Source organism: Aminomonas paucivorans DSM 12260 (assembly GCF_000165795.1).
In the GTDB taxonomy this organism is placed as follows: Bacteria; Synergistota; Synergistia; order Synergistales; family Synergistaceae; genus Aminomonas; species Aminomonas paucivorans.
Window position 1 is genome coordinate 2,077,041 of record NZ_CM001022.1, and the last position, 16,268, is coordinate 2,093,308.

Sequence of the window (16,268 nt, forward strand, 5' to 3'; positions counted from 1 at the left end):
AGGCCGACAGCGGACACTTGCTCTCTTCTTCTCTTAGGGAGCCCCTATTCGGTTGTCGTCGTCCCCTAGGGGAGACGTGGCACTACCAGAGCGAACGAGTGCTTGTGGAGACCCCCAGGACCCCTCTCTTGAGAATGGCCCCGACCTGGGACTTGTCCTCCACCAGCCCCCCGGCGATGAGCCCTGCCCCGAACTCCCGCAGCCGGGACTCGCCAAGCCCCACCAGCGCCACGCCGGGAAGCAGCTCCAGCAGGTCCGGGCGCAGATGGGAGACCAGCTGGCGCCCCTTGCGGAGCGCCTCGGAATCCAAAAGGAAGACTCGAAGGATCGTGAGCAGCCCCTGTTCCCGGGCCTGTTCCACCACGCTGCGGTGGGTGCTGATGACCCCCGTGGGCTTGGCGTGCTCCGCCAGGAAGCTGAGACCTGCGGCGTCGGGCTTGAGCCCTTCCACCAGGTCCACGTGGACGAAGACGCTGTGTCCTTTGGCAGAAAGGGAGGACACGGACTGGGGGACTTCGCGCAGAGTGGTCCCCAGGAGGAAGACGCACCGGGGACCCTCCAGCTGTTGCGCACAGCGCAGATCCTCCGAAGTGCGGACGGCGCAGATGACGGGGTGCTCGGCAAGGCGCTGCCGTAAAACCTGTAGGCGATTCATCAACGGCACCTCCCGGGCGATTTGATCAGGCAATTCCGGATGCCGCACACCGCAGCGTCACGGGTTGATCGTGACGGCGGATTCATCGTAGCCCATCCTCTCGGTTTCGACAAGTCGGGAAAAGAAACGGGACGCCACTTGAGGAGCCCCACTGCATCGCCACTTCCCCACCCTCGGCCGTGGGGGAACGCAAAAATGGGGCCGAGAGGGGCTCCCCCCTCCCGGCCCCGACGCAGGTCCCTTGAGGGAATCCCCTCAGACCGCGGTCGCCGTCTTGCCCTTTTCCGTAGGGATCTCCAGGCCGTAGAACCGCCAGCTCCGCCACGTCTCGTAGGCGTCGGCGTAGCCCCAGGCGGCATGGACCATCTCCTTGAGGGAGAGGCCGTGCTTGCCCCTGAGGTCCGTCCAGGCCGTCAGGGGGACGAAGAGGAGCAGCCGCAGGGAGGTTCCCTCCAGGCCGGGCTCGTCGTGGGTGCTGTTCCAGAACTGGATCAGGTATCCCCGGTCGTTGCGAAGGACGCAGGGATTGGTGTCCTCCAGATCCAGCTGCCGGATGCGCTCCGGAAGGAAGCCCAGAGCGGCCAGGTCCTGCACCACGTCCTCCTCCAGGGAGGGGGGAAACCGCTTCCACAGGCGAATCCCCGAGGAGGGACCGAAGGCGTCCCGGGCCTCCCGAAGCCAAAGGGCGATGCGCGTCAGGCAGGCCCGGTCGTTCCAGAACAGGGCCGACCGGATGCCGCAGTAGGCCATCCGCCTCCAGGGCCGATCCTCCTCCCCCGAAAGGGCGGGATTCTTGGATCGGGTCAGGCACTCCGCCAAAAAGGACTCCGTCTTGCCGTGGTCTCCCGGGGGGGCCACGTGGGCCTGAAGGGTCGCGAGGAGCTGGTTGACCCCCGGCGCAGGAAGTTCCACCCGCTCCCCCTCCAGGGTCAGGGCGGCGGGCAGATCGGGATAGAGGAACACCTCGCGCCACTGGACCCGGGGGCCGGAGCGCCCCACGTACCACGCGTCGAAGCGTCCCAGGAGGCGGACCCCCAGAAGACGATGGTTCCAGGGAAGGTACACCAACACCAAGGGCTCCCCGTCGTTCGGGGGACTCAGGCGTTCCTCCTGGTCGGGCAAGGGAGCCAACAACCCCGTGGACAGCCATTCGAACTGTTTCATCGTCGACCCCCCCTCTCTTCTCACGAGTCTATCGCTTTACTTCGACAGACACAAGGTGTGAATTGAAACGCGAGGGACGAAGCGGGTAAACTGGGAAAAACCCCCACGAGAAGGGCCAGGTGATGGGACAGCATGAACACCCCGAAGCGCGCCGACGTGATCCTCAAGGGCATCCCCCTCTCCCCGGGGCTGGCGGAGGGACGCATCTGCCGGGTCCGGTCGGTTCCCTTCCAGAAGACCGGAGGCGGCGGGGCCGCGTCCGATCCCGCCGGGGAAGAGGAGCGCTTCTCCCGGGCTCGGGAGCGGGCACTGGAGGAGCTGAAGGCCCTGGAAGAGGCCACCCGCCAGACCCTGGGCTCCGACAAGGCGGCCATCTTCCAGGCCCACCAGTGGATGGCCCAGGACCCCTTGCTGGTGGACGGGGTGGCCTCGGGCATCCGGGAGGGACAGTCCGCGGAGGACGCCCTGGTGGAGACCACCCTGGCCCTCAAGGCCCAGTTCGAAGCCCTCTCGGACCCCTACTTTCGGGAACGGGCGGCGGACATCCTGGACGTGGGACAACGGCTCCACCGGATCCTCACGGGATCGGAGGACTTGAGCCGCCTGCCCGAGGAGGACTGCCTCCTGGCGGTGGAGGAGCTGGCCCCCTCCGACGCGGCCCTCCTTGGCACGAAGAAGGGCGTCCGGGGGGTGCTCACCGCCGAAGGCGGCCCCACCAGCCACTTCGCCATCCTTCTCAAGTCCCTGGAGCTGCCCGGAATCTCCGGCCTTCCCCTGCGGGACGACCTGTTCGTCCCGGGGGAGACGGCCCTCTGCGACGGGGAGACGGGGGAGGTGGTGGTCTCCCCGTCCGAGGAGACCCGATCCCGATTCCGGGATCGGATGGAACAGCAGGAGCGGACCCGAAGCAGGCTGAAGGCGGGGATCGACGCCCCCGCCCGCACCCGGGACGGACACTCCGTGGGCCTGTGGGGCAACATCGCCTCCCCCCACGACGCCTCGGGGGTGCTCGACGCGGGGGGCACCGGGGTGGGGCTCTTCCGCACGGAGTTCCTCTTCATGGGGCGCACGACGCCCCCGGATGAGGAAGAACAGTTCCAGGCCTACCGGGAGGCCCTGACGGCCCTGGCTCCCTTCCCCGTCACCATCCGGACCCTGGACGCGGGGGGGGACAAGGAAGTTCCCTACGTGAAGGGCCTGGTGGGGGAGGAGGCCAACCCCTTCCTGGGGCTTCGGGCCCTGCGGGTCTGCCTGCAGCATCCGGACCTCTTCCGGACGCAGCTCCGAGCCCTGGTGCGGGCCTCCGCCCACGGGAACCTGCGGATCATGCTTCCCCTGGTGTCCAGCCTGTGGGAGGTGCGTCAGGCCCGGACGCTCCTGGAGGAGGTCCGGGCGGAGTGCCGGGACCAGGGGAACCCCACGGCGGAGCGCATCCCCCTGGGGATCATGGTGGAGGTCCCCTCCGCGGCGATCCTGGCGGACCGGCTTGCCCGGGAGGTGGACTTCTTCTCCGTGGGCACCAACGACCTGATCCAGTACACCCTGGCGGTGGACCGGCAGAACCCCCGGCTGCTTTCCTGGTACGACCCCTTCCACCCGGCGGTGCTGCGCCTGCTTGCCCTCACCGCACAGGGGGCCCGGGCGGCGGGGGTGGAGGTGGGCATGTGCGGGGAGATGGCGGGAGACCGGCTGGCCCTTCCCCTGCTGGTGGCCCTGGGGTACGACGACCTGTCCATGTCCTCCGCCCGGATCCCTTGGGTGAAAGAGACCCTCCTGCGCCTGGACCGGCCTTCGTGCCAGGCCCTGTGGGAGGAGATCCAGGGGATGGAGTCGGGCTCCGCCATCCGGGACCGTCTGGCGGCCTTTCAGGAGACAACGGGAGAGTAGCCTACCCCCAGGGCCAGGAGGAGGCGAAGCCGAACCAGTCCAGGACCCGGTTCCCCAGGAGAAGCGCCCCCACCGCCCCCAGGGCGAGGAAGGGCCCCAGGGGGATCGGGTCCTTTCTCTTGGCCTTGCCTCGGAGGAGCAGGGTCACCGCCCAGACGCCCCCCACGGCGAAGCCTCCGTAGAGGGCCAGAAGGGCCGCCTTCCACCCCAGGAAGGCCCCGAAACCCAGCATGAGCAGGGCGTCTCCCCAGCCCATGCCCCCTCGGCTGGCCAGGATGACCGCCGCCAGGACGCCCCAACCCGCGGCGGCCCCGGCGACTCCGTCCAGCAGGGCGGGGACTCCCCCGGGGAGGCGCAGGGCCAGCCCCAAGGCCAGGGTGACGACCACCGGCAGGTCGTAGATGTAGCCGCACTCCAGGTCCGTCAGGGCGTGGAACAGGGCCAGGGCGGAGAGGGACAGGGCGGGGATCAGGGGGTAGAGGGGGCCGAAATGCCAGGCGAGGAGCCCCCAGACCAGAGCCAGGACCGCCTCGGAGATCCCGTGGCGCAGGGGGATGGGGGCGCCGCAGTGGCGGCAGCGGCCCCGGGAGGCCAGGGCGGAGAGGAGGGGGATCAGGTCCCGGGGGCCCAGGACGGCGCCGCAGGACTCGCAGACCGACCGGGAGGTTCCCCACCAGGATCGGCCCTGCACGGACCGGTGCGCCGCGGTCTCCAGGAAGGAGGCGGCGCAGGCTCCCCCGGCGGCGCAGAGGAGGAGGAAGGCTCCTTCGACGAACCCCAGGGCGGAACACTCCATGACCTTGTCAACTCCTCGGACAGCTTCGAGAATGAGGGGGCACCGACCCCACGGAAGGAGAGGAAGCCCATGCCCATCGTCCAGATTCATCTGCTGGAGGGACGCACCCTGGAGCAGAAGCGCAAGGTGGTGGCGGACGTGACGAACTGCATCTGCCAGGACCTGGAGGTACGCCCGGAACAGGTGCGCATCATCCTGGAGGAGATGCCCCGGGAGCACTACGCCATCGCGGGGACCCTGGTCTCGGACCGGGCCTGACCGGGGGGATCACCCCTCGAAGAAGTGCCCCTCCCTCATGGCCTCCACAAACCGGCGGTGCTGCCAGAGCCACTGTTCCGGGTGCCGCCGGATGGCCCCTTCCAGGGCCGCGTTGACCCGGGCGGTACCCTCCCGGACCCGGGCCTCCCGGTCCCCCGGGACCTCCCAGTCCACGGGGGAAAACCGGATCCGGTGACGGAAGGGGGCCTCCCGCCAGGACTCCACCATCACCACGGGACACCCCGTGAGATGGGCGAACACCGAGGGCCCCGGCACGGTGGAGGTGACCACCCCGAAGAAGGGCGCCTCCACCCCCTTGGGGCCCCCGTGCTGGTCCGACACGATCCCCAGGATCTCCCCCCGGCGCAGCACCCCCACCGCCCGGGTCATGGGGGCCTCCTTGTCCAGGGTCTTCAGGCCGCTGCGCTCCCGGAAGGCCTCCAGAAACCCCGCGTCCTCCGGGTCGTCGGGAGGGCGGACGATGGCGCAGAGGGGATACCCCGCCTGGGCCATCCAGGCGGCGCAGAGTTCCCAGTTCCCCAGGTGGGGGGTCACCAGGACGACCCCCTTTCCCTCTCCCCGGGGCCGGTCCAGCCACTCCCGCCCCCGGGCCTCCTCCACCCACTCCAGGGCCTGCCGAGGCTCCCGGTCCAGGACCAGGCACTCCACGGCGGACCAGGCCAGATGGCGCACGCAGCCTCGGTAGAGGGCCCGGCGTTCCTCCGCCGTCTTCTCCGGGAAGGCCAGGCGCAGGTTCCCCAGGGCCACGGCGCGACGGGGACGGGCCAGCAGCACCGCCCCCTCCAGGAGCCCCACCAGGGCCGAGGCGCTCCACCCGGGGCGGAGGCGCCGTCCCAGGGCGCAGACCAGGGCGGTCTTCCAGGACACGCAGATTAGCCCCGACGCAGCAGGTGGAACCGCTTCTTGCCCAACCGGAGGAAGAGGTACCGGTCAAAGAGCAGCTCCGAGGGCTCCACGGCCGCGTCCTCACGCTCCACCTTGCGGCCGTTGCAGGACACCCCGCCGCCCTTGAGGAGGCGCTTGGCCTCCCCCTTGGAGGGACAGGCGCCGCTCTCCGCCAACAGGTCCGCCAGGGACCGGGGCAGGTCCCCCGGCAGGGGGGCGGTGGGGATCTCGTCCACCAGGGTCTCCAGCACCTGGGCGTCCAGGCGGGAGAGGTCGAACTCCCCGAAGAGCAGCTCGCTGGCCCGGGCGACCCGTTTGGCCACCTCTTCCCCGTGGACCCGACAGGTGAAGTCCCAGGCGAGACGCTTCTGGCCGGTGCGGCGCTCCGGAGCGGCGGCCTGCTCCGCAAGCAGCGCCCCGATCTCCTCGTCCTCCCAGAAGGTGTACATGCGCAGGAGCTTGGGCAGGTCCGCGTCCTCCGTGTTGATCCAGAACTGGTAGAACCGGTAGGGGGAGGTCCGCTCCGGGGAGAGGTACACCGCCCCCTGTTCGGACTTGCCGAACTTCTGTCCCGAGGAGGTGAGCAGCAGGGGGAAGGTGGCGGCGTAGGCCTGCACCCCTTCCTTCTTGCGGATCAGGTCGATGCCCGCGATGAGGTTACCCTGCTGGTCGTTGCCCCCCATCTGGAGCAGGCAGCCCTGGGTCCTGTAGAGGTGGTGGAAGTCGAAGGCCTGGAGGAGCATGTAGGACAGCTCCGTGTAGGTGATGGACTTCTCCGGGTCCTCCAGGCGGCTGCGGATGTACTCCCGGTTGATCATATAGTTCACGGAGAAGTACTTCCCCGTGTCCCGGAGGAACTCGATGTAGCCCTGCTTCTTGAGCCAGTCGTAGTTGTTCACCAGCAGAGCCGCGTTGGGAGTGCGGTCGAAGTCCAGGAACCGCTCCAGCTGGCCACGGATGCAGCCCATGTTGTGGACCACCTGCTCCTCCGAGAGGAGCTGCCGCTCCTTGGTCTTGCCGGAGGGGTCCCCGATGAGTCCCGTGCCGCCCCCCACCAGGGCCATGGGACGATGCCCCAGACGCTGGAGCCACGCCAAACCCATGATGGGCACCATGTTCCCCACGTGGAGGCTGTCCGCGGAGGGGTCGAAACCCACGTAGCCCGTCACCATCTCCCGCTCGAACAGGGAGGAGAGTTCCTCCGGCTGGCTACACCATTCGATGAGCCCCCTGCGGCTCAGCACCTCCAGGGCATTCTTCCGTTCCGTCATGTCCTTGCCTCCTTCACTTCCCGGAAGCCCCGCCGGGGCCCCCGACCCTTTCCGATCCGTCCCGGACGACGGCGCCGGGGTTCAGCGCCCGTACCACTTCAGGGTGCCCCCGTCCGGGCGGTCCCACACCAAGAGGAAGGGGTGCAGGGTACGCAGGAATCCCCGAAGGGCGTCCCCCGCCTGCTCCTCGAAGGGGTTCTTCAGTTCCTGCCCCGTGAAGAGTTCGTCCAGGGCCGTCAGCTCCCCCAGGGTGTCCGCCAGCTTGGGCAGGTCCGCGTAGATCCAGCCCCAGCCTCGCACGGTCTCGCCCCCGAAGGGAGGGCCCTCGGGAGAGAGGGGCCGAATGCCCTCGGGCTTCGCCAGCCCCAGGAGGGCGTCGCTGCGGTTCGCCGCCGCCAGGAAGGTGAAGGGCAGCTCCGTGGCGCCCCCGTGGTCGTACCCCTCCAAGGCGGTGGGTTTGGTCCCCAGGAAGAGCTTCTGCCACACCGCATCCGCCAGGGCCTGCCCCGCCTCCCCTCGGCCGGGAAAATCCGCCAGAAAGCCGGGAAGGTCGAACCACAGGACCTGGGTCTTCCCCCCCAGACTCAACACCAGGGGGCCCCGAAGCAGGGTCCCGATGGTCTCTTTGGGAAGGGCCAGCTCCTCCAACCACCCCTTCAGCCGGTCCAGCCCGGGGAAACGGCGAAGGTCCTCTTCGCCCATCTTCGGCAGGTTGACCCCCAGGGCCAGCACGGGGGGATCCCCCAGGGAGAAGGGCTGGCGATTCCAGGTGAGGGACTCGGGCTTCTCCTCCCCCCAGGGGAAGGAAGCCCCTCGGACCCTCCACTTGGCCTCCCCCAAGGGACCTCCGGGACCCGGGACCGCCGCGGGAAGCAGGTATCGCCAGGCCATCTCCAGAAACAGGGGAGCCCCCCGGGAGGGGGAATCCTTTTCCCCCGAGGCACGGTCCAGCCAGCCCCCGTCGCAGGCCAGCAGGTGCCCCCTCCACCGGGGCTCCAGCTCCCAACGCAGGGACAGAGACTTCTTCGCCCCCGCGGCCACCTGCTTCATGGCCTCCAGGTCCTCCTGGCTCCGGGCGAAGAGCACTCGCTCCCCCTCCAGGGCCAGGAAGCCCGCCGGGTCCTCCCGGGCATCGAGGACCCGGAAGGCCCCCAGAGCCCCGTCGAACTCGTAGCGGAAGGGACGCTCTCCTCCCCCGGTCCAGGACGCGGGGACCTGTCCACGGCGCAGCGAGTCCAGCTCCCCCTTCTCCGGCAGGAAGACCCCCAGGGGGTTCCCCTCCTGCCCGAAGGGAAGAAAGAGGGCGGTTCGCCGCACCTGCCCCGCCAGGAGGGCCGGGAGATCCAGCTCCCGATCCTCCTGCCCCAGGCGTCCCAGTCCCCCCGCCAGGTCTGCCAGACTTTCTCGGGAAAGCCCCTTCTCCTCCAGCTGCACCAGAACCCAGGGGACGCCGTCCCCGGGCTCGGGAAAGACCGCAAGGGCCTGGTCCCCTCGGGAGGGCAGTCCCAGGAAGATCCACGCCCCCAACAGACCCAGCAACCCCAACACCACCAGGGCGAGGATCCCATGTCCCACCTTGGGGAGAACTCTCCCCAAGGCCCTCAGGATCCGTTCCCGAAGGAGGACCACCCCGCCCGCTTCGGGAAACCGCCACCGCAAGCCCTTCACGACCTTCCCTCCATCCCTTCCCGGCGGCTCTCCGTCGGGATCAGCGCCGCGCCGGTTCCGGCGCCTTCCGAAGCCGCCCCACCGTCTTCAGCAGGGTACGGCTGGATTCCAACAAAGGCAACAATTCCTGGAGGTTTTCCTCCTCCTCCAGCCCCTCTCTCAGGGAAACGGTCAGGCTGGCGATGTCCCCCAGCAGGGAGAGCACTTCCTCCCGCCGGTCCGCCCGGACGGGAGCCCACTCCTGGGCGGGCACGTAGAGCCGCTCCGCCCGCTTGAGGTCCATCTCCTCCCCCTTGTGGGGCACCACGGCCTGGTAGCCCAGTTCCCGCAGCCCCTGAGCCAGGGCCTCGGAGGAGGTGGGTTCCCCGTGGGTCACCAGGAACACCGGGGCGGAGTCGAAGTGTCCCGCCCAGGCGAGGAGGTCCTTGCGGTCCCCGTGGGCGGAGAAGCCGTTGACGGTGTGCACCTTGGCCTGCACCGTCACCTCCTCCCCGGCGATGCGCAGGACCTTCTCCCCCTCCACGAGGCGGCGCCCCAGGGTGCCCCGGGCCTGGTAGCCCACCAGCACCACGTGGCAGTTCTCCTGCCAGAGGTTGTGCTTCAGGTGGTGCACGATGCGCCCCCCCGTGCACATGCCGCTTCCCGCCAGCACCACCGCGTGCCCGATCTGGTTGATGGCCCGGCTGTCGTCCACCGTGGCCACGTGCCTCAGGTTCCGGGGGGAGAAGGGGTCCTCCCCCTTGCGGAAGCGGCCCTGAAGCTCCTGGGAGAGCAGCTCCGGGTGGCCCCGGTAGATGTCCGTGGCCTTGACCCCCATGGGGGAGTCGAAGAAGATGGGCACCCCGTTCTTCGAGGGGAGGGCCCGCTGGAGCAGGTCCAGCTCGTAGAGCACCCGCTGGGCCCGATCCACCACGAAGGTGGGGATGAGCACCTTGCCCTTCTCGTTCAGGGCCTGTTCCAGGATGGACTGGAACTCCGCCCGGGTCTCCTCGTTGGACCGGTGCAGCCGGTCCCCGTAGGTGGACTCGATGACCACGAAATCCGCGTCCTCAATGACGGAGGGTGTCTTCTCCATCACCGTCCTCATGGGCCCCAGGTCGCCGGAGAAGACCACCTTCACGTCCCGCAGGGGCCCCAGCCACACCTCGATCATGGCGCTGCCCAGGATGTGCCCCGCGTCCCGGAAGCGGACCTGCACCTCCGGGCTGAGGCGGATCATCTCATCGTAGGACAGGGGCTGCAACAGGGAGATGGCCCGCTCCACGTCCTCCAGGTCGTAGAGGGGCTCCACCGGGGGCAGGCCCTTGCGGGCGTTCTTGCGGGTCTTCCACTCCGCCTCCTCTTCCATGAGGTGCGCCGAATCCCGCCAGAGCACCTCGCAGAACTCCACCGTGGCGGTGGTGGCCCAGATGCGCCCCTTGAAGCCCCGCTTCGCCAGGAGGGGAAGCAGCCCGCTGTGGTCCATGTGGGCGTGGGTCAGGAGCACCGCGTCCACGGAACCGGGGTTGTAGGGGAACTCGTCCCGGTTCTGAGCCTCCTCGTCCCGCCCCTGGTGAAGACCGCAGTCCACCAGGATGCGGCTGTTCTCGGTCTCCAGAAGGTAGTTCGAACCGGTGACTTCCCCTGCGGCTCCCAAAAACTTCAAGTTCATCCGAGAAAACCCTCCCTCTCCCGTGGTCCCAAGGACGACGCCGGGTCAGACTCGCTTCCGCAGACGGCAGAGAATCTCCGTCCCCCTGCCCGGAGCGGTGCGCACCTCCAGGCTGCCCCCGATCAGGGCCATGCGCTCCTGCATGTTCGCCAGTCCCCGGTGCCCCTGAAGCCGCAGGGCCCGGAGGTCCTCAGGGAAGACGAAGCCCGTCCCGTCGTCCCGAAGGGAAAGGGTCCACTCCCCTTCCGCCTCCGACAGGGAGACCTCCACCCGGCGGGCCTTCCCGTGGCGCACCGCGTTGTGCACCCCCTCCTGCACCACCCGAAAGAGGGCCAGGGTCTCCTCCCGATCCAGTTCCGGGTGGACCAGGCACTCCAGACGCAGGTCCACGGGCCACTGCTGCTGGAGCCGGGCCACCAGCTCCGTCAGGGCCTGTTCGAATCCCAGCTCCAGCCAGGGGGGGTTCAGCTCGTCGCACAACCCCCGCAGCTCCTTCACGCACTCCTGGGCGATGCCCTCCGCCAGGCGAAGCTGCTCCTCCAGGGCGGCGGGGTCCTTCGCCTCCATCCGGGCCAGGCGGACCCGCTGGATCAGGGCCGTCACGTCCTGCAGGGGGCCGTCGTGGATCTCCCGGGAGAGGTGGGACTTCTCCTCCTCCTGCACCCGGATCAGGTCCCCCACGTACCGTTTGGTCAGGGAAGCCCGGTCAATGGCCGTAAGGGCCAGGTGGGAGATGGTCCGGCGCAGCCGCTGAAGCTCCAGCACCGCCGGGAAGGGCTCCGGCGCCGGGGCGTCCTCCCCCCACCGCAGGGCCGCCACCTCCGCCCCGAGGTGCCGGAGGGGCCACACCACCCAGCGGGCGAAGGCCCCCACCGCCAGAAGACTCCAGACGCCCACGAACCCCACAAAGAAGGGCCACAGGGTGGCCACCCGGAGCACCGGCCCCAGCAGCTCGTCCCAGGAAACCGCCGCCACCACGAAGAGCTGGTTTCCCGCGGCGGGGTAGGCCGCCACGGTGTAGCGCTCCCCCCGGTTCCCCCGGGCCTCCACCGCCTCTCCCAGGGGCATCCCCCGCCTCCAGAGGAGGGTCAGGGGCTCCGCCCCGGGGGTTCCCAGGAGAAAACGCCCCTGGGTGTCCATCACCGCCACCAGCCCGGGAACCAGCAGGTCCCGGGAGAGAAACCGCAGCCCCATGAGACCGTGGTGGGTCCCGTAGGCCTGAGCCTGGAGGTTCCAGGCCCCGTCCAGACGGTTCGCCATGCTCTCCGCCAGGTTGCGCACGTAGGAGCGGGTGACCGACTCCAGCGCCTTCTGGGCCTGTACCAACCCCAACCCCGAACCCGCCACCACCGCCACGGAGGGCAGGAGGACGGACAGGGTCAGGAAGAGGAGAAGGTGTCGCCTCAACCCAGCAGCTCCTCCAGGGTCACCAGGCCGTACCGGAGGGCCAGCAGCATGGCCTCGGTTTTGTTCTTCGCCCCCACCTTGTCGTAGATGGAGGCCAGATGGGTCTGCACGGTGCGTTCGCTGATGTAGAGCTTGGCGGCGATCTCCTTGCTGGAGAGCCCCTGGGCGGCCTGCACCAGGACCTCCCTCTCCCGGGGGGAGATGGGTTCGGGGACGAAGGCGTCTCCTCCCATGGCTTCGGCCACTTCGGAGTCCAGAAACAGCCCCCCCTGGGCCACCACCCGGATGGCCCGGCAGAGGGTCTCCGCAGGGGAGGTCTTGAGCACGTAACCCCGGGCCCCGGCCTTCAGGGATGCCAGCACGTAGGGTTGGGCGTCGTAGGAAGTGAGCATGAGGGCGGTGACGGGCAGCCCCTCCTGCTTGATGCGCCGCGCCAGGGACACCCCGTCCTGCCCGGGCATCCGCACGTCCAGCAGGGCCACCCGGGGTTTGAACTCCACCATGGCCTTCCAGGCCGCGTCCCCGTCGGCGTAGTCCCCCAGGAGGCGGAATTCCGGCTCCCGGGTCAGGTAGGCCCGAAGGCCCTCCCGGGTGAGGGGGTGGTCGTCCGCCAGGATCAGGGTGATGGACATGGCCGGTTCCTCAAGCTCCCAGGCCGATTTGAGCCTCCAAGGGACGCAGGGCCTGGATGGTCTCGGCGATGAGGCCCTCCAGGGGCTCCCCCAGAAGCTCCGCCCCCCGGGTGATGACCTCCCGGTTCACCCCTCGGGCGAAGGCCTTGTCCTTCCACTTCTTCTTCACCGAGGAAACCTCCAGGTCCTGGAGGGACTTGCTGGGTCGCACCAGGGCCACGGCGGTGATGAAGCCCGTGAGTTCGTCCACGGTGTACAGGGTCTTCTCCAGGAGGGACTGGGGTTCCACCCCCGTGATGTCCCATCCGTGGGCCTGCATGGCCCGCACGAACTCCGGCGGGTAGCCCGCCTCTTCCAGCCAGATCGCCGCCTGGGCGCAGTGCCGGTCCGGGGTCTCCTCCCAGTCCAGGTCGTGCAGCAGCCCCACGATCCCCCAGAGGTCCTCGTCCTCCCCCGCCCGCCGGGCGAAGTGGCGCATGGCCCCCTCCACCGCCAGGGCGTGGCGCAGGTGCATCTCCTCCCGGTTGTGGGCCGAAAGGAGTTCCCATGCCTTCTCCCGATCCTTCGTGAGCGTCAAGTCCTCTTCACCCTTCCCTTCCCGTGCCTTCCGGGGCCTTCGGCCCCTCTTTCTCCATGGACAGCGCCTCCAAGGACACCTGCCGCGACAACACCCCCGCCTCCCGGCGCAGGGCCCGGGCCAGCTCGTCCGGGTAGGGGTTCAGGAACACCATCTCCCGGATGCCCCCGTTGATCAGGGCCTTGGTGCAGAACGAACAGGGCTCGTGGGTGCAGTAGAGAATCCCCCCCGCCGTGGAGACCCCCATGGCGGCGGCCTGGCTCAGGGCGTTGATCTCCCCGTGGGAGCCCCGGCACATCTCGTGCCGCTCCCCCGAGGGGATGCCCAGCCTCTCCCGGAGACACCCCACCTCAGCACAGTGGGGCACCCCCCGGGGCGCTCCGTTGTACCCCGTGCTCACCATGTAGTGGTCCCGGACGATCACCGCCCCCACGTGACGACGCAGGCAGGTGCTCCGGGAAGCCACCACCAGGGCGATTCGGAGGAAGTACTCGTCCCAGCCGGGACGCAAGTCCGACACCGGCGTCACCCCCCGTTTTTTGCTGTGGTAAGCTTACCATAAGCCATTCGGAGGACCTGCGGGAAAGTACCGATCCTCCCCGAGACCGGCCCCAAGGAGACCTTCCATGCCCCGCATCCAGCTCCTCGTCACCGGCATCGTCCAGGGGGTGGGGTTCCGCCCTTTCTGCGCCCGCCTGGCCCGACGCCTGCACCTGGCGGGCTGGGTGCGCAACACCTCCCAGGGAGTGGCGATCCTCCTGGAGGGCCCCGAGGGAGCCCTTTCGACCTACCGGGGCGCCCTGCTCACCGAAGCCCCTCCCCTGGCCCGGGTCCGCACCCTCCGGGACCTTCCCCCGGAGGCGACTCCCCTGGAGCCGGAGGTCTTCTCCATCCTCCCCAGCCAGAGCCGGGAGCGGACGGAGGTCCTCATCCCCCCGGACCTGACCTGCTGCCCCGCCTGCCTTCGGGAACTCCGGGACCCGGCGGACCGGCGCTACCGCTACCCCTTCCTCAACTGCACCGACTGCGGCCCCCGGTACTCCCTCATCCGGGAGCTGCCCTACGACCGCCCCGGCACCACCATGGCCTGCTTCCCCCAGTGCGAGGACTGCGAGGGGGAGTATCGGGACCCGACGCACCGACGCTTCCACGCCCAGCCCAACGCCTGTCCCGCCTGCGGCCCCCGGGTCTGGCTTGCGGACCGGGAGGGACACGTCCTGGCCCGGGAAGACGAGGCGATCCGCCAGGCCCGGGAGGCCCTGACGGGAGGGCGCATCCTGGCCCTCAAGGGCCTCGGGGGGTTCCACCTGGCCTGCGACCCCACCCGGGATGCCCCGGTGGCGCTCCTGCGGGAACGCAAGCGCCGCCCCCACAAGCCCTTCGCCGTCCTGGTCCCGGACCTGGAGGCGGCGGGGCGCCTGGTCCGCCTCACCCCCACCTCCCGGGACCTGCTGGCCTCCCCCCGGGGGCCCATCGTCCTCTGCCCCGTCCGGGAGGACGGACCCCTGAGTCCCCTGGTCGCTCCGGGACAGGACACCCTGGGGGTCTTCCTCCCCACCACGCCCCTGCACCACCTGGTGGCGGAGGGCTTTCCGGCCTTGCTCATGACCAGCGGCAATCGGGGGGAGGAACCCCTGGCGGCGGGAAACCGGGAAGCCCTGGCGACCCTGAGGGACTTCGCGGACCGGTTCCTCCTCCATGACCGGGACATCCACAACCCCGTGGACGACTCGGTAGTGGCCCCGGCGGGACGGCGCACCATCCTGCTGCGCCGCTCCCGGGGCTACGTGCCGGAACCCCTCTTCCTGCCCCGATCCGGCCCCTCGGTCTTCGCCGCCGGGGCGGAACTGAAGGGGGCCTTCGCCCTGACCGCCGGGGAGGCCCTCTTCCCCGGCCCCTACCTGGGGGACCTGAAGCAGGCCTCCGTGGCCCGGCGGTACAAGGAGTCGGCGGAGAAGTTCCTCCACCTCTTCCGGGCCCGGCCGGAGCGCACGGCCTGCGACCTCCACCCCCTCTACGTCTCCACCCGGCTGGTGCGGGAACTCTTCCCGGACCGGGAGCCCCGGAAGATCCAGCACCACCACGCCCACCTGGCCGCTCTCCTGGCGGACCGGGAGCTGGACGAGCCGCTGCTGGGCTGGGTGTTGGACGGGACGGGGTACGGGGAGGACGGAACCGTCTGGGGGGGGGAACTGCTCTTCCGGGACGGGGGGACGTTCCGGCGCCTGGGACACCTTCGGGCCGCCCCCCTTCCCGGGGGGGACCGGTCGGTGCGGGAACCCTGGCGGTTCGCCGCAAGCCTCCTGCGGGAGACCTTCGGGGAACGGGAGGGGACGGCCCGGGGCGAGACCTTCTTCCCCTCCCGGGGAGCCCTCCTGCGGCTTCTTCCTCCGGTGCTTCGCGCCCCCGAGACCCCCCGCACCACCTCCTGCGGGCGCCTCTTCGACGGCGTCGCGGCCCTCCTGGGTCTGCGGGAGATCGTGTCCTACGACGGCCAGGCCGCCATGGAGCTGGAGGCCTGCGCCCGGGGGGCGGGGAAACTGCCCTTCCTCGGGGAGGTGCGGGAAGACCGGTGGGTCCTGGACTGGCGTCCCGCCGTGGAGGCCCTTGCGGGGCGTCGGGAAGGGGAGGGCGCCCCCGCCCTGGCGGCGGCGTTCCACGGCGGCCTGGCGGAGGCCCTGGGGGACGGGGCCCGGTGGGCCGCAAAACGGACGGGGGGTTCTCGGGTGGGCCTCACGGGGGGGTGCTTCCAGAACCGACGGCTCCTCTCCCTGACCTGCGCCGCCCTGGTCCGGCGGGGGCTGGAACCGGTGACCCACCTCCGCCTGAGCTGCAACGACGAGGCCGTGGCGGCGGGTCAGGCCTGGATCGTCGCCCGGGAAACGGACTGACCCGAGGCTCCCTCGGAAGCCCCGGAGTCCCGCCCCTCCTCCGAGCAGCCCCGGGCGAGCCGCCGGAGGCGCAGGACCTCCTCCGCCAGACCCTCCGCCGTGTCCCGGTTGAGAGGCATGACCCTGCCGTGGCAGCGGTAGTAGAACAGGTTGGACCAGAGCACCTCGTAGCCTCCCCGGTCGTACTCCTCCCCCGTGGGGAGGTAGCTGTCGCAGCCGTTGACGTACCCGTTCAGGAAGAGGAGGGGATCGCCGCTGCGCCGCTGGACGTCCAGGGCCACCCCGGACATCACCTCGTGGGGGGCGCCGCAGAGACACCCCTCCCCCAGCCCCATCCGCACCGTCCCCGCCGCCTTCTCCAATCCCCTCATCCTTCCTCGACGGGAAGCACCCTTCCCTGCTTGCACTGTCCAGTCCCCATCTCGGATGGCGACCCACGGATCGGCCCCTTTGAACCCAGGTCAACGAAAACGGATCACACCCCAGTTCCTCGGCGAATCCAAGC

At 69.8% G+C, this 16,268-nt stretch carries 15 protein-coding genes; 3 read left to right on the top strand and 12 right to left on the bottom strand.

The genetic code is table 11. The features are described 5' to 3' along the window. Positions 1-82: 82 nt before the first annotated feature. Positions 83-655, bottom strand: coding sequence for a glycerol-3-phosphate responsive antiterminator (locus tag APAU_RS09895; RefSeq protein ID WP_006301607.1), 573 nt, complete (start codon positions 653-655; stop codon positions 83-85). A gap of 255 nt (positions 656-910) precedes the next feature. Next, complete coding sequence (locus tag APAU_RS09900) at positions 911-1,819, bottom strand: hypothetical protein (RefSeq protein ID WP_006301608.1); 909 nt, start codon at positions 1,817-1,819, stop codon at positions 911-913. A 132-nt stretch (positions 1,820-1,951) separates the two neighbouring features. Between APAU_RS09900 and ptsP the strand changes: the two genes are divergently transcribed. Then, positions 1,952-3,706 (top strand): phosphoenolpyruvate--protein phosphotransferase, encoded by a 1,755-nt coding sequence (gene ptsP, locus APAU_RS09905; protein ID WP_006301609.1) that lies wholly within the window; start codon positions 1,952-1,954, stop codon positions 3,704-3,706. Between the two features lies 1 nt (position 3,707). Here the strand turns inward: ptsP and APAU_RS09910 are convergent, their stop codons facing one another. Next, positions 3,708-4,502: a prepilin peptidase gene (locus APAU_RS09910; RefSeq protein ID WP_006301610.1), complete on the bottom strand. Its 795-nt coding sequence runs from the start codon at positions 4,500-4,502 to the stop codon at positions 3,708-3,710. Between the two features lie 69 nt (positions 4,503-4,571). On the opposite strand from APAU_RS09910, the gene APAU_RS13365 reads away from it, so the two are divergent. Then, complete coding sequence (locus APAU_RS13365; RefSeq protein ID WP_006301612.1) at positions 4,572-4,760, top strand: 2-hydroxymuconate tautomerase; 189 nt, start codon at positions 4,572-4,574, stop codon at positions 4,758-4,760. Between the two features lie 9 nt (positions 4,761-4,769). Here APAU_RS13365 and APAU_RS09920 read toward each other — a convergent pair whose 3' ends face one another. The 8 genes from APAU_RS09920 to APAU_RS09955 form a co-directional block, all read right to left on the bottom strand. Beyond that, on the bottom strand, positions 4,770-5,648 hold the full coding sequence (locus APAU_RS09920; protein ID WP_006301615.1) for a lysophospholipid acyltransferase family protein: 879 nt from the start codon (positions 5,646-5,648) through the stop codon (positions 4,770-4,772). A gap of 5 nt (positions 5,649-5,653) precedes the next feature. Continuing rightward, positions 5,654-6,937, bottom strand: coding sequence for a tyrosine--tRNA ligase (gene tyrS, locus APAU_RS09925; RefSeq protein WP_006301616.1), 1,284 nt, complete (start codon positions 6,935-6,937; stop codon positions 5,654-5,656). An 81-nt stretch (positions 6,938-7,018) separates the two neighbouring features. Next, positions 7,019-8,605: a hypothetical protein gene (locus APAU_RS09930; RefSeq protein WP_006301617.1), complete on the bottom strand. Its 1,587-nt coding sequence runs from the start codon at positions 8,603-8,605 to the stop codon at positions 7,019-7,021. Between the two features lie 40 nt (positions 8,606-8,645). Next, the gene (locus APAU_RS09935) at positions 8,646-10,256 is read right to left on the bottom strand and encodes an MBL fold metallo-hydrolase RNA specificity domain-containing protein (protein WP_006301618.1); all 1,611 of its coding nucleotides are present in this window, start codon (positions 10,254-10,256) and stop codon (positions 8,646-8,648) included. A gap of 45 nt (positions 10,257-10,301) precedes the next feature. After that, complete coding sequence (locus APAU_RS09940) at positions 10,302-11,663, bottom strand: sensor histidine kinase (RefSeq protein ID WP_006301619.1); 1,362 nt, start codon at positions 11,661-11,663, stop codon at positions 10,302-10,304. Continuing rightward, a complete protein-coding gene (locus APAU_RS09945; protein WP_006301620.1) occupies positions 11,660-12,295 on the bottom strand; it encodes a response regulator in 636 nt (211 codons plus the stop codon). The genes APAU_RS09940 and APAU_RS09945 overlap by 4 nt, the downstream gene beginning before the upstream one ends. 10 nt (positions 12,296-12,305) lie before the next feature. Then, a complete protein-coding gene (locus APAU_RS09950) occupies positions 12,306-12,872 on the bottom strand; it encodes an HD domain-containing protein (RefSeq protein ID WP_006301621.1) in 567 nt (188 codons plus the stop codon). Positions 12,873-12,879: 7 nt separating this feature from the next. Next, positions 12,880-13,392 (bottom strand): deoxycytidylate deaminase, encoded by a 513-nt coding sequence (locus tag APAU_RS09955; RefSeq protein ID WP_006301622.1) that lies wholly within the window; start codon positions 13,390-13,392, stop codon positions 12,880-12,882. 106 nt (positions 13,393-13,498) lie between these two features. Here APAU_RS09955 and hypF point away from each other — a divergent pair, with 106 nt between their 5' ends. Continuing rightward, positions 13,499-15,763, top strand: a complete 2,265-nt coding sequence (gene hypF / locus APAU_RS09960) for a carbamoyltransferase HypF (protein ID WP_006301623.1) — start codon at positions 13,499-13,501, stop codon at positions 15,761-15,763. Here the strand turns inward: hypF and APAU_RS09965 are convergent. Continuing rightward, entirely contained in the window at positions 15,730-16,134 is a 405-nt protein-coding gene (locus tag APAU_RS09965) for a hypothetical protein (protein ID WP_156789482.1), read from the bottom strand. The two genes, hypF and APAU_RS09965, sit on opposite strands and share 34 nt — an antisense overlap. Between the last annotated feature and the right edge of the window lie 134 nt (positions 16,135-16,268).

What these genes read in the sequence shown, in the direction of transcription:
- APAU_RS09945 (WP_006301620.1), bottom strand. Translation starts at nt 12,295, where the DNA reads ATGTCCATCACCCTGATCCTGGCGGACGACCACCCCCTCACCCGGGAG.
- APAU_RS09965 (WP_156789482.1), bottom strand. Translation starts at nt 16,134, where the DNA reads ATGAGGGGATTGGAGAAGGCGGCGGGGACGGTGCGGATGGGGCTGGGG.
- APAU_RS09900 (WP_006301608.1), bottom strand. Translation starts at nt 1,819, where the DNA reads ATGAAACAGTTCGAATGGCTGTCCACGGGGTTGTTGGCTCCCTTGCCC.
- tyrS (WP_006301616.1), bottom strand. Translation starts at nt 6,937, where the DNA reads ATGACGGAACGGAAGAATGCCCTGGAGGTGCTGAGCCGCAGGGGGCTC.
- hypF (WP_006301623.1), top strand. Translation starts at nt 13,499, where the DNA reads ATGCCCCGCATCCAGCTCCTCGTCACCGGCATCGTCCAGGGGGTGGGG.
- APAU_RS09910 (WP_006301610.1), bottom strand. Translation starts at nt 4,502, where the DNA reads ATGGAGTGTTCCGCCCTGGGGTTCGTCGAAGGAGCCTTCCTCCTCCTC.
- ptsP (WP_006301609.1), top strand. Translation starts at nt 1,952, where the DNA reads ATGAACACCCCGAAGCGCGCCGACGTGATCCTCAAGGGCATCCCCCTC.
- APAU_RS13365 (WP_006301612.1), top strand. Translation starts at nt 4,572, where the DNA reads ATGCCCATCGTCCAGATTCATCTGCTGGAGGGACGCACCCTGGAGCAG.
- APAU_RS09895 (WP_006301607.1), bottom strand. Translation starts at nt 655, where the DNA reads ATGAATCGCCTACAGGTTTTACGGCAGCGCCTTGCCGAGCACCCCGTC.
- APAU_RS09935 (WP_006301618.1), bottom strand. Translation starts at nt 10,256, where the DNA reads ATGAACTTGAAGTTTTTGGGAGCCGCAGGGGAAGTCACCGGTTCGAAC.